At 71.9% G+C, this 12,159-nt stretch carries 8 protein-coding genes and 3 pseudogenes; 5 read left to right on the top strand and 6 right to left on the bottom strand.

From position 1 onward, the window contains the following. From ABT360_RS34015 to ABT360_RS33995, 5 genes and pseudogenes are all read right to left on the bottom strand, one after another. Positions 1-633 (bottom strand): annotated as a pseudogene (locus ABT360_RS34015) (hypothetical protein); the annotation flags it as partial. Continuing rightward, positions 630-1,406, bottom strand: a complete 777-nt coding sequence (locus ABT360_RS34010) for a glycosyltransferase (protein WP_351825402.1) — start codon at positions 1,404-1,406, stop codon at positions 630-632. The pseudogene ABT360_RS34015 and the gene ABT360_RS34010, both read right to left, overlap by 4 nt. Then, positions 1,403-2,881 (bottom strand): class I adenylate-forming enzyme family protein, encoded by a 1,479-nt coding sequence (locus ABT360_RS34005; RefSeq protein WP_351825400.1) that lies wholly within the window; start codon positions 2,879-2,881, stop codon positions 1,403-1,405. Before ABT360_RS34005 ends, ABT360_RS34010 begins: the two co-directional genes overlap by 4 nt. Beyond that, positions 2,881-3,621 (bottom strand): glycosyltransferase family 2 protein, encoded by a 741-nt coding sequence (locus ABT360_RS34000; protein ID WP_351825398.1) that lies wholly within the window; start codon positions 3,619-3,621, stop codon positions 2,881-2,883. Before ABT360_RS34000 ends, ABT360_RS34005 begins: the two co-directional genes overlap by 1 nt. Next, on the bottom strand, positions 3,618-4,646 hold the full coding sequence (locus ABT360_RS33995) for a 3-oxoacyl-ACP synthase III family protein (RefSeq protein ID WP_351825396.1): 1,029 nt from the start codon (positions 4,644-4,646) through the stop codon (positions 3,618-3,620). Before ABT360_RS33995 ends, ABT360_RS34000 begins: the two co-directional genes overlap by 4 nt. 761 nt (positions 4,647-5,407) lie before the next feature. On the opposite strand from ABT360_RS33995, the pseudogene ABT360_RS33990 reads away from it, so the two are divergent. The 5 genes and pseudogenes from ABT360_RS33990 to tpg form a co-directional block, all read left to right on the top strand. After that, positions 5,408-5,557, top strand: a pseudogene (locus tag ABT360_RS33990) (IS110 family transposase); the annotation flags it as partial. A gap of 566 nt (positions 5,558-6,123) precedes the next feature. After that, positions 6,124-6,705, top strand: coding sequence for a hypothetical protein (locus tag ABT360_RS33985; protein ID WP_351825394.1), 582 nt, complete (start codon positions 6,124-6,126; stop codon positions 6,703-6,705). A gap of 186 nt (positions 6,706-6,891) precedes the next feature. Continuing rightward, complete coding sequence (gene tap / locus ABT360_RS33980; RefSeq protein ID WP_351825392.1) at positions 6,892-9,042, top strand: telomere-associated protein Tap; 2,151 nt, start codon at positions 6,892-6,894, stop codon at positions 9,040-9,042. 83 nt (positions 9,043-9,125) lie between these two features. Beyond that, the gene (locus ABT360_RS33975; RefSeq protein ID WP_351825390.1) at positions 9,126-9,518 is read left to right on the top strand and encodes a hypothetical protein; all 393 of its coding nucleotides are present in this window, start codon (positions 9,126-9,128) and stop codon (positions 9,516-9,518) included. A 3-nt stretch (positions 9,519-9,521) separates the two neighbouring features. After that, positions 9,522-10,076 carry a telomere-protecting terminal protein Tpg gene (gene tpg / locus ABT360_RS33970; RefSeq protein WP_351825388.1) on the top strand — a complete coding sequence of 185 codons (555 nt, stop codon included), beginning with the start codon at positions 9,522-9,524 and terminating at the stop codon, positions 10,074-10,076. 665 nt (positions 10,077-10,741) lie between these two features. Here the strand turns inward: tpg and ABT360_RS33965 are convergent. Next, positions 10,742-11,941: pseudogene (locus tag ABT360_RS33965) on the bottom strand (IS701 family transposase). Between the last annotated feature and the right edge of the window lie 218 nt (positions 11,942-12,159).

The following is a 12,159-nucleotide window of genomic DNA, read 5'->3' as shown; positions in this document are numbered from 1 at the left end:
ATCAGCTGCTCCATGATCCACTTGTTGATGGGAGCCGTGTGGCTCTGCATCAAGAAGCAGTCCGCACCACGCGGTGCCCGGCGGCCGGGGGCCGGGCAGGTGGTCGCGTACGGCGGTGGCCGCTGCCGCTGCGGCCGCTTCGGCGACGTCTTCCGGGTCGCCCGAGGTGCGAAGGAGGGCGCAGACGGTGGCTCCGGCCAGTTCGCGGGCCAGCGGTACGAGGTCGACGTCGCGGCCCTCGGCGAGCGGGGCGAGGCGGCGGGTCAGGACGTCCTGCCACACCGGGCGCAGCCGTTCCACCCCGGCCGCGCCGAGGTCGTCGGCGACCGCGCGCCGAGTGGTGCGGTGCCCGGCGCCCTCCTGGTCGAACAGCGTCCCGCCCGTGGACAGTTCCCGGGCGGCGCCACCGGTGGTGCCGGCGGCGGTGCGGTCCAGCGGGATGCGGGTGAGGGCCTGCCGGTACGGCTCGGCGCCGTGCACCAGCACCGCGCCGCCGATGCGGGTGACCGCCCGGCGGCGGGTGGCGGCGAGGAGGGTGAACAGCAGGGGGTGGGAGCGGGTGTACACGCGCCGGTCGCGGCGGCGGGCTGCGCGGGCAGCGGATGCGGTGGGAGCGGCGAGGACGGCGGTCACCGGACGTGCACCTCCTTTGTGTCGGCGGGGCGGTAGCGGCGGTCCCAGCACCACAGCAGGGTCCGGCGGGCGCCCCATGCCCGCAGACGGCGCAGGCTGGTGTGCACCACCATCCGCTCGGCCCGCGCGATCCGTTCACTGTGCTCGCGAGCCCGGTTGAGCAGGACGACGTCCTCGGGCGGGCCTTCCAGCGGGGTGCGGGGCGTGCCACCGCAGCGCAGGTAGAGCGCGGCCGTGATGGCGAGGTTGTGCCCGTGGCACAGCACGTAGGGCGCGCGATAGCGGGGGTGCCGGTGCTCGGTGCGGTAGCGCCCGTACAGCGCGGTCGTCCTGACGATCGCCGGGAGCAGGTACCGCTCGGCGAGCGAGGGATCCTCGTCCCGGCGCGGAAGGCTGCGGCCGCAGGCCATCTCCGTCCCGCGGGCGAACTCCCTGCGCGCCGTGGCGATCCAGTCGGCGTCGGGCAGGCAGTCGGCGTCCGTGCGCACGAGGAGTTCGGCGCCGTGTGCGACGGCGTACCGAAACCCGGTGTCGGCGGCGGCACCGGTGCCCCGCTCCTCCTCGTGGACGAGATGCACGGGGAAGGGCGCGGTGGCGGCGAAGCGGCGCACGATGCCGGTGGTCGTGTCGGTGGAGGCGTTGTCGACGACGGCCAGGGCGAAGCCGGTGTCGGTCTGGGAGGCGAGCGCGGCGAGGGTGGCCCCGATGCCGGCCTCCTCGTTGTAGGCGGGAACCACCACCCACAGCGGCTCCACGCCGCTCGGAGCCGTCATCCCCGGCTCCGTTCGGCCAGGCGCCGGGCGGCGAGGCGGGCGGCGGCGGCGCGGTCGGGCTTCCGGGAGCGGCCGGACAGCGGTATGTCGGCCAACAGCACCGCGTCCGGCCGGGCGGAGCCCATGCGTTCCAGCGGTCCGGCCAGGGAGGCCCGCAGCGCGTCGCGATCTGCCCCGGAGCTCGGCTGTACGACGGCGACCAGGGACTCGTCGCCGTCGTCGGCCGGTACGCCCACGAGCAGCGCCAGTTCGACGCCTGGTATGTGCAACGCGGGCTCGTACAGCCCCGGGTAGATGTTCTCCGCGTGCCGCAGGACCATGTCCTTGTGGCGCCCCTCCAGCACGATCCGGCCGCCGTCGAGGCGTGCCCGGTCGCCGGTGGCGACCCACGGGTCCGGGTCCTCGCCCAGGTAACGGTCGCGCGCGGCGGGGCCGGACAGCAGCAGCTCACCCGACGCGTCGGTCTTGGCCACCACCCCCGGCAGGGGAACGCCGACCAGGTCGCCCTCGCCGGTGAAGGCGGCCCTGTCGGCCTGCTCGACCGCCGCGGCGGGGAACAGCTCGGTCAGCGCGTAGACGCCCCACGCCTCCTCGGCGCCCGCGCGCTTGACGCGGGTGAGCAGGTCGGCGCTCGCGGGAGCCGATCCGGTCCACACGCGCCCGGAGAACCGGCCGCCCTCCGCCAGCAGCCGTCTCAGCTGCGGCGGAGTCAGGTAGGTGGCCTGCGGGGCGAGGCGGCGCAGCTGCCGGGCCAGCACACGTACGGAACGGGCGGGCAGCGCGACCGGCGCTCCGCTCGCGAGGGACGGTACGAGGACGAAGAAGGTGCCGCCGAGGACGGGCCGCCCGGCCTCGGGCCGTACCAGCCCGGCCACCGTGGTCATGCCGGCGGCGAGCGAGGAGCGGGTGTGCACCACCGCGCGGGGCTGTGACGTGGTGCCCGAGGTGAACACGATGACCGCGTCGCCGTCCTCGTCCACCGGGGGCGGCAGGGGCACGGCCCGGACGTCGGCGTCCAGGGCGGGGGCGCAGCCGGGCAGGCGCGGCCCGACCGTGGCCACCGGGCCCAGCTCCGCGAGGTCCGGCAGGGCCAGGCTGGCACGGCGGGCGAGCGGCCGGGCCCACCCGGCGACCGCCTGGGCGGCGGCGTCGGCGAGGACGACGTCGGGACGGGCCAGGGCGAGCCGGGCGCGCAGCACGTCCGGCCCCGCGCCCGGATCGAGCACCGCGGCCCGTGCGCCGAGCCGGTGCACGGCGAGCATCACGGCGAGGGCCCGGGGCCCGGGCCGGACGGCGACGCCTACGGTGCTGCCGCGTCCGGTTCCTCGTGCGTACAGGGCGGCCGCGTAGCGGTCGGCGAGGTCGGCCAGGTCCCCGAAGGTGGCCTTGGTGCGTACGGCCCCGGTGGGAGTGGTGCCGAGCACGGCGGGCCGGTCGGGGTGGCGCCGCAGGGCGTGGGCGAGGGTGTCGAGCATCAGCGCGGGTCCTCCCCGTGACGGCCCGGGCCCTTGTCGAGGTACCAGCGGGCGGTGCCGACGAGGCCGTAGGCGCGCAGCCGGCGGGTGGAGTTCTCCACGACCATGTCGCGGGCGTGGACGATGGCGATGGTGTGGCGTCGCACCCGGTTGAGGAAGAGGCGGTCGGTGGGGGAGGGGCGGCGCGGCATCCCGCCGACGGCTTCGTACAGCGCCGCGGTGATGGCCATGTTGTTGCCGGCGTGCATCCGGTAGGGGGCGAGGTAGCCGTGGCGGCGGTGGTGGGCGGGGCGTACCCGGCCGAAGAACGCGGCGATGCGGACCAGCGCGCGGAACGCGGCCCGCCCGAGCGGCCCGTGCTCGTCGCGGCGTGCGTCGATACGCCCGCACACCAGGCCCGCGCCGCGCCGCAGGGCGCCGCGGGCGCCGGCCGTCCAGCCGGGGTGGGGCAGGCAGTCGGCATCGGTGCGGGCAAGCCACGTCGCACCGTGCTCGATCGCGTACCGGAAGCCGGTGTCCACCGCGCAGCCCACGCCCTTCTCCGGCTCGGTGAGGACGTGGACGGGGAAGGGCGCCCGTCGGGCGAATCCGTACGCGACCGCCGCGGTGCCGTCGGTGGAGGCGTTGTCCACGACGACGAGGGTGAAGTCGCGGTCGTACTGGCCCGCGAGCGCGTCCAGCGTTGCGCCGATGCGCGCGGCCTCCTGGTGAGCGGGCACCACCACCCACAGGGGGCTCATGCCTTCTCCCAGACCATCGTCATGATGCTCACGCCGCCGCCCAGGCCCACGAACAGGACCCGGTCGCCGGGGCGGAGCCGCTCGTGGACGCGGTCGAGCTGCACGCCGAGCGTGGCGCTGGCCATGTTGCCGAGCTCGGGGACCGTGACGACGAGCCGGTCGCGGGGGACGCCGGTGAGTTCCACGAACCGCTCCAGGTACGGCACGGTGACCTGGTGGACCAGGATGTGCCGGAAGTCGCCCCACGCCAGCCCGGTGCGTCGGCGCATCCGGTCGAGCACCGAGGTGCCGACCTTCTCGAACACCTCGCGCAGCTCGCTGCCGTCACCGTGGAAGTACGTGTGCTCGTCCCCGCGGGGGTGGCGCGAACCGCCGCCGAAGATGCCCCCGACCGGCCAGTGCTCGGAGTGGGTCTCGGTGTCCACGTCGAGGATGCCGCCCCGCTCCACCGCCTCCAGGACGACCGCGGCTCCCGCGTCGCCGAAGGTGTAGCCGGCGAACCCGTCGCGGAGCTGGTCGGGGCCGGAGGGGGCGTGCCGCACCGCGCGGCTCGGGGTCTCCCCGGTGACGACCAGGGCCCGGCGGGCGCGACCGGCGAGGATCATCGCCCGTGCCGTGTCGATGCCGTTGACAAAGCTGTTGCACGCGTTGGTCACGTCCAGCGCATGCGCCCGGGAGCCCAGCTCTGCCTGGACGATGTGCGCGGTCGCCGGTTCGGCCACGTCCCGCGTGGCGGAGGCGAACACCAGCAGGTCCACGTCGTACGGGGCGAGTTCGGCCCTGTCCAGTGCGGTGCGGGCCGCCCGGACCGCGAGCGTCGAGGCGTACTCGTCCTCCGCGGCCGCCCGGCGCGCGGTGATGCCGGTGACCCGTTCGAGCATCCGCGTCGGCAGGGACAGCCCGGAGGCCGCGGTGATCTGCTGCTGGAGGTCCTGCGAAGTCACCTCGTGTTCCGGCAGGCAGGAGGCCACTGCGGTGATGCCGGCCCGGCGAGTCGGGCCGTGAGCGGCGTGATCTATGTGCATGGGCTGGACGCTACGAGCCGGTCCGGACAGCCTGCCTGAGCGCTCGTACTCAATTCACGTGGGTAAAAGGCCGCTGCTGAGCGCCTTCGAACTTGTTGCGGCGGGTCAACACCATGCCGCATACGGGGCGGAGGGGCCCGGCCTGCTGGAGGGACGTTGCCTGACCTGATCAACGTCGTTGTCCTGACACGACCATCTCCAGGACAGCGACAGCTGGCCACAGCCGCGCCCGCGTCCGCCGGCGGTAGAGGTGGCACTCTCACCCGCGCGCCCGCCCGAGTGTGATGTGCCGTTTTCCCTGCTCCGACGACACGCCCTAACACAGACCCGACCACGACACCGGCCGCGCCGGCCACGGGCCTGGCCAGCAGGTCGGGAGTCGGTGCTGTGGCCGAAGCCGATCAGCATCGGCGCACAGCTTCTGAGCGCAGCCGCACAGCGTGCACAGTCGCGTCCTCGGGTCTCCGCGGCGTTCAACGCGTGCTTAGCCCGGCGCGTGCAGTACACCCCAGGCCGGGCGACCGTCGTGCCACTTCTCCCGCCCCCTGCCCGAAGGCCAACGCTCCCTGAGCACCTTGCGGACCGCCGACTGCGGTGACGGCCTCCAGTCGCTCGGTGCGGCCTGGTCGTGGACGACGCCGTCGGCCGACCGCACCTGGTCGGGGGCCCGGACCCACACCCGGCCTCCGCCGCCTCCACGCTGCTGTGCAACTGGTGGAGGGGCGTATTCCAGGACGGCGCTCTTCGGCCTCTGGTGCCGGCACGGGCTGGCCCCGGCCGGGAAGAAGGTGTTCGACGAGCCGCTGCCGAGCAGCGAACCGAAGCTGCGGGCCGTCCAGGACGAGCTGCGTAACAGGTTCGGCACCGTCCTCGTGATTGTGGACCAGCCCGCTTCCACCGGAGTTCTCCCCCACCGCAGTGGTCCCGGGTGCCGGCCTCCACCGCCATGTGTACTGCCTCGATCCGTTGTCCCGGGCGGCCTCCACCACCGGGGAAGGGAGGCCGATCAGCCCGAGAGGAACGGACGTTTCACCAGGCCCAAGTCGACCTCGCAACGCAGTGGTGGTGGGTCTTGCCTGCGTCGATGCCGGCCCAGATCGCGGCCATGTGGTGCATCCGTGCGGTGGGGTGTGCTGGTGCCTCCCGACGGACGACCTCGCTGTCGATTCCCTACGGAGCGATCATTCGTAATTCCTGATTGGCAGCCCAGTCGTCGTGGGGCGTCGGGCGGCCAATCTATGGAAGCCACAAGCGGCAGAAGTTTGAAAGCCACACCCGACACCCCTGGGTGGGCCAACCATACGAAGGGCTCGCCCTGTCCCGCAGACAACGTAGGGAAGTTTGAGCAAGTACCTCTGCCTGCGTGAGTACGACTACTCACGCGCAGGGGGCGGCCTGATCAGAGGCTGTGCGCATGAGACCAATCCCTGCATCAATCAGCACGTCGGCCCGCTCCCCGCGCCGCGGGCTGCGCACTGTGATTATCACGGCCATTTCCGTGCTCGCGCTTGGTGCTTGCGGCACCGAGCACACCGAAAAGACAACCGTCGGCGGAGAGCAGACCAAGCGCGCAGACGCCGTCGGAGGCCAGCCCGGTCCGACCCTCACGCAGATACGGGACAGGATCGAGCGGTCGTGTCCCCCGAGCGCCCCGCCAGTGCCTCCGCCGACTGGTCCGGCGGAGACACTGCCGCCGGGTGCGAAGGTGCCGAGCGATGCGATCGAGCCGATCGCCCCTGCGGCGGGGCCGGAAGTGGAGTTGAACGCTCGCGACTGGTGCGCGAGTCACCTTCATGAAGAGCGTATCGCCCAGGCACTCTGGTCTTTGGTCGATCCCACCCCCACGAAGGTCAGGGCAATCCTGAACGGCCTCGGCTATGTCGACGAGCGCATCCACGACCTCGAGCAGTCCGGTGCGACCACGCGGTTCTTCCTCGACCTACGTGAGGAGGGCGGGAGGCTCTGCCTGGAGGGTTCGGCAGCCGGCGAGAAGACAGTCGTCGACAAGTGCGTAGCCCCCGCGACTGGTCCGTTCACGCCTGGGGGTCAAAAGCGGTGACCACCAGCTTGGCGTGATGGGCCCGTAACCGGGGTCACTCGACGGTGAGACGTGCTCACGGTGCGGTGTGACAGGACAGCGCGCCGCGTTGCCGCGTGAGCCTTCGCGCGTGCCATCCTTGCCGCCGCATCGTGCGGGTTAATAAGGAGGTTAAACGACTGGGTAAGTGCTGCTAGTGTGCCGTGTATGGCAACTACCGAGGAGGAGCTGTTCGCGTCGGTCGACGCGCTGCTGGAGGAGGAGCCGCAGTTGCCGCCCCCGGCGGAGCGGGCCCGGCTGCGAGAGGCCGCAGGCATCACCCAGGCCCGTCTCGCACAGGCGTTGAAGACGTCGACGCAGACGGTGAAGAACTACGAGAATGGCCGCTCCGAGCCGAAGTCGCCGCGCCTGGAGGCGTATCAGCGGTTGCTCAACGGTTGGGCGGCGAAGTACCCCGCCCACGGGGGCTCCGCCGCTCCGGTCGGCGTGTCGCAGCCGAAGGTGGCGGAGACGTTCACCGGCCCGGCCGCCCCCGCGGCCACCGCGCCGGAGACCACCGCCCCCGCGGCCACCACGCCGGAGACCACCGCGCCGGTGGAAGCCCCGGCCGTCCCCGTCGCTCCCGAGCGCCCCGCCGGCCCGGCCGCCTCGTCGCGCCGCCCGGCGGTGAAGAAGGCCCCAGCGCCCGCGGCCGACCCGCGGTTCCCGCACGGTCCGCTCGCCGTGCTGGACGGTGACGGTTGCGCGTACGGCACGGGCGGCATCGTGCTCGACTGCCCCGCGACCACCGTTCCGGAGCTGGTGGAGTGGACGCTGCGCGAGTCCGGTCTCGGTGCGCCGAAGCTCAACCGCTACGGCAAGGACAGCGACCCGCTGATCGTGCTCACCGCCGCGGCCGCCGTGAAGCTCGGGCTGCCGGAGCGTCTGGAGGGCCACGAGCAGCGCCGCTCCCTGCGCCTACCGGAGGACCACCCGGTGGTCAAGCAGGTGGCGAAGGCGAAGTGGCAGCTCACACAGCGCGGGTTCGGCCCGTGGGCGCGGATCTACCGCAAGGCGCAGGGGCGTGAGCGTCAGTGCGTGCAGCTGGCGATTCTGCCCTGGGACGCCCTGGATGAGCGGTCCTGGCCAGGTGTCGCCGAGATGGAGCCGGCCGACGTCGCCCGCGTCCTGGGTGTCTACGCGCAGCGGGTCATCACCCCGCGCGGATCGACGGCCGTGTCGGGCCTGGAGCTGATGACGGCGCTGCGCCCGCCGACGAGGCCGGAGCGCGACGAGGGGACCGGGAACTGGGTGTCTGCCTACAACCCGGGCAGCCTCGGCACCGAGCCGGTGGACCCGGCACCACCGGAGGCCACCCCCGAACACCCTGTCATCGTCCAGTCCGGTTGGACCGGCGGCTTCCTCGATGAGGAGGCGTACCAGTGGGTGCGTGACATCGACCTGCTGACGGATCAGGAGTGCACGCTACCCTTCGCGATCGGCCTGGACCTCAACACCGCGTTCCTTGCCGCCGCGGCCCGCCTGGTCGTCGGCCTGTCCGCCCCCGACCATTTCCACGCCCCGAAGTTCAACCCGAAGATCCCCGGCTCCTGGCTGGTGGACCTGTCCCACATTGAGCTGGACCCGCGCCTGCCCTCGCCGTTCACGCCGGACGGCACCCGGCCCACGGGACCTGCCTGGTACCAGACACACACCGTCGCCTACGCCCAGGAGCTCGGCTACAACGTCCACCCGATCGAGGCGTACCTGCGCCGCGAAACCGGCGCCTACCTGGACCCGTGGCACGACCGGCTCAAGACCGCCTACGTCGACACCCTCGCCGACCTCGGCGTCACCAAAGACCTCTCCGACACGGAGTTCCTGGCGGCGATGGAGAAGCACAAGCAGGTCGACCCGGCCCTGGCCGCCGTCCTGACCGCCATCAAGGCCACGGTCAAGGGCGGCGTCGGCAAGCTTCGCGAGCGGCCCCAGGGCAAGCACTACAAGGAGGGCGAGCGGTGGCCGGCCCTGGAACGCCCGACCTGGCGCCCCGACATCCGCGCCGCCGTCATCAGCAAGGCTCGGGTCAACATGCACCGCAAGCTGCTGAACATGTCCCGGATGACCGGGCTGTTCCCGCTCGCCGTGCTGTCCGACTGCGTTGTCTACCCGAGCCCCGGCGACAGTCCGCTCGACTTTCTCCCGTACGCGGCCTCCGGCAAGCCTCAGCCCGGCGCCTTCCGGCTCGGGCCTACCCCGGGCCTGGCAAAGCTGGAGGGTGTCCAGTCGATGCTGTGGGCGGTCGATCTGATGGAGAAGGGCCTCAACCCGGCCCGGCACATCAAGGGCGGCGATGCCGTCTTCGACGAAGGGGAGTAAGCCGCGGCCACCGGCACCGGCATGGCGCCGTCCCAGCTAGGGGCCGACGCGGACGCTGAACCGCACCGAAGGAGTCGTAACCGATGAACACCCCCGACGCCCCGTCCCCGCAGTGGCCCGTTCCCACCGCCCCGCCCACTCATGACCCGGAGCTGTTTGCGCGGGCGATGCGGGACATGCGCCTGACCTGGCGCGCCCGCGGTGTCCTGGCCGAACTCGCCACCGGCTACACCCCGGGGCAGGAGCCCAGGGTCAGCGAACTGGTCTCCCTCACCCGCGACGAGCGCCTGGCCGCTGAGGGCCGCGACGCCTTCCGTAAAGCGGTCGGCGAGCTGCGCAGCCTCGGCTACCTCTCACCCGACGCCACCACGGCCTCCGGTGTGGGCGAGCGCCTGGTCGTGGACCTCGCCCCGGCTGCTGACGCCCGTCTGATCCCCCGGCGTTACGGCCACAGCCCGCTCACGGACGGGAGCTGACCGGTGGGGGAGATCGAGGACGCTATCGAGCGGGCCGAGCAGGAGGCGTTCACCCGCCGGCCGCCCAAGGGCCTGAAGGCCCGTATCAACTTCCTGGTAGCGCAGCTGAAGACCACCAAGGCCGTCGCCCGGGAGATCGGGGTCAGCCAGCGGTCCGTGGAGCGTTACCGCACCGGCGAGCGCAAACACCCGCCCAAACCCATCGCCGACCGGATCGACGCCGCCGTACGGGCCCGCTGGCAGCCCCAGGTCCGCAAGCGCCGCCGCATGCAGGCCGCGACAGCGACCGGCATCACCGTGGAGACCCGGGCCCGGTTCGGCTACACCGCCCCGGTCGGCACCACCGATGACGGGCGGATGCGCCGCCTGACCGTCCACCTCCCACCGCCCTACGCCCGCCGCCTGTTCGACGCTCGGCAGCAGGGCGCCACCGACCAGCAGATGCGGGACATCGTCGCCCAAGGACTGCAGGAGGAGTACTTCAAGGACGGCGGACGCCGCGCCGCGGGCCTGGAAGTCGCCTTCACCGACATCGACTATTTCGACGTCTCCTACTGACCGGGCCCGGGCTCAAGCGCGGCTGTCCCGCCGCCGCTTGAGCCGGAGCACGGCAGCGGTCACAAAGGCAGCCGGTCGTCCCCGGGACCGCCGGGTGCGACACGGGGCGGTGCCCGTGGCGGTGATCTCCGCAGGGTGAACCGCCCGGCAGACTTCATCAAACCGAGGATCGCCTCGAAGACCTACCGCCCGGACGGCAGCGTGGGGACCACCAAAGACCCGGCGGCCTGGCCTGTGGCGCACCGCGGCTGCAGCCGGAGGCTGGGATGCTGCACCAGCCCGACGTGGGCAGCCGAGCGCCGAATCCATCGAGCCTCCCCTGCTGCAGTTGCACCGCACGGTGCCGCGCGATGACCTGGCCGCGTGCATCAATGAGGGCCGGGAATCGGGACGGCTCGGTGTGTGGGCGGGGGGCGTGTCCCCGCGGGGACGCTGGTCATGCTGTCGCCCGCCGTCGCACACCGGCTGCCGGAGGTCTTCTCCGACCCGGACCGCTACGACCCAAGGTCGCCACTTACTGCCGACGAATCTCCGACTCAGGACACTAGTAGTGCTTTGTTAGGTGGTGTTGTAGGCCTGCCATGGGATGTCCTGCCGACAGGTGGGGCGAGTGCGGGTCCAGGTGGCCAGGAGGTGTTGGAGGAGGTCCAGGACCTGGTAGAGGGTCAGGACCTGGCAGACGCTTTTGGGCAGGTCCGTTGTTCGGTCAGGAACAGGTGGGCGGCAGTGACGAGGGTGACGTGGCGGTGCCAGCCGGTGAACGAGCGGCCCTCGAAGTGGTCCAGCCCGAGCGCGGTCTTCATCTCTCGGTAGTCGTGCTCGATCCGCCAGCGGGACTTCGCCAGTTGGACCAGATCTTTGGCGGGGATGTCGGCGGGCAGGTTCGAGATCCAGTACTTCACCGGCTCCGCCGCGTCTTCGGGCCATTGGGCGATCAGCCAGACCAGCGGGATCGTGCCGTCCGCGGCGGGCTTGGGTCATCGTCCCGCGAGGCGGATACGCAGGAGCACGAAGTGCGAGCTCATCGCGGCTTTGGAGCCCTTGCGCCAGGTCAGGGTCCGGCACTGGCTGCGGCCTGCGGCCAGGACGTGGTCGCGTAAGGAGACGGGATGGGTGCGGTAGCGGGGCAGGGGCCTGGGCCCGAGCCCGCCGTAGGCGGGCTGGTGCGGTTCAACGGCCTTTGGATGGGCGGTCATCTCGGCCTTGGCCTGGAGCACGTAGGCGAGCCGGCGGTCCTCCAGGCCGTGGCGGAAGTCGGCGTTCGCGCCGTATCCGGTGTCCGCGACCAGCACGGCGGGCCGAAGGCCGATCCCGTCGAGCATCTCCATAGCGAGCCGCCACTTGGGCCGGTGGTGCTCGGTGTCGGGGATGCGGCAGCTCTTGCGTCGGCCGGCGGCTTCGGGCCCGTCCCAGGTGGCGGGCAGGAACAGCCGCCAGGACAGCGGGCATGAGGCGGTGTCGGAGGCGGCGTGGACGCTGACGCCGATCTGGCAGTTGCCGACCTTGCCCAGGGTGCCGGAGTACTGGCGGGCCACCCCGGGCGAGGAGACACCGTCCTTGGGAAAGCCGGTGTCATCCACGACCCACACCTGCGGCCGCACCACCGTCAGGGCCCGCCAGGCGAGCCGGGCCCGCACGTCCTCGACCGGCCAGGTCGAGGACGTCATGAACTGCTGCAACTGCTGGTGATCGATCCCCAGTCGCTCGGCCATCGGCTGCATCGACTTCCGCCGGCCGTCCAGCAGCAGCCCCCGCACATACAGGGCGCCCTTCACCCGCTGATCCCGCCGCACCAATGACGCCAACACATCGGAAGCGAACTCCTCCAACCGGCCCCGAACCGCTGCAAGCTCCCCAGCCCTCATACAGCCAGCGAACTACCAGACACCCCACGTGACAAGGCCAGCTAACAAAGCACTACTAGTACCCGTCTTCAAATCGTCATGTCGTGGATCATGGTGGGTGATACACCGAATGAATCACCGACCGGGAGTGTGAGTTGCTGGCTCCGCTGATACCGCGAGACGAGGTGTTCGGCGGCGAGCGCGCCGATGCGCGCATGGTCGAAGTCGACGGCGTGGAC

The sequence above is a fragment of the Streptomyces sp. NPDC000229 genome, from assembly GCF_040300825.1.
GTDB lineage: Bacteria > Actinomycetota > Actinomycetes > Streptomycetales > Streptomycetaceae > Streptomyces.
Note: the sequence above shows the minus strand (reverse complement) of the source record. Positions and strands in the feature narration are given on the sequence as shown.

Bases quoted from the DNA above. Each gene is read 5' to 3' on its own strand.
- ABT360_RS34010 (WP_351825402.1), bottom strand. From the start codon at position 1,406: ATGACGGCTCCGAGCGGCGTGGAGCCGCTGTGGGTGGTGGTTCCCGCC.
- ABT360_RS33995 (WP_351825396.1), bottom strand. From the start codon at position 4,646: ATGCACATAGATCACGCCGCTCACGGCCCGACTCGCCGGGCCGGCATC.
- tap (WP_351825392.1), top strand. From the start codon at position 6,892: ATGGCAACTACCGAGGAGGAGCTGTTCGCGTCGGTCGACGCGCTGCTG.
- ABT360_RS34005 (WP_351825400.1), bottom strand. From the start codon at position 2,881: ATGCTCGACACCCTCGCCCACGCCCTGCGGCGCCACCCCGACCGGCCC.
- ABT360_RS34000 (WP_351825398.1), bottom strand. From the start codon at position 3,621: ATGAGCCCCCTGTGGGTGGTGGTGCCCGCTCACCAGGAGGCCGCGCGC.
- ABT360_RS33975 (WP_351825390.1), top strand. From the start codon at position 9,126: ATGAACACCCCCGACGCCCCGTCCCCGCAGTGGCCCGTTCCCACCGCC.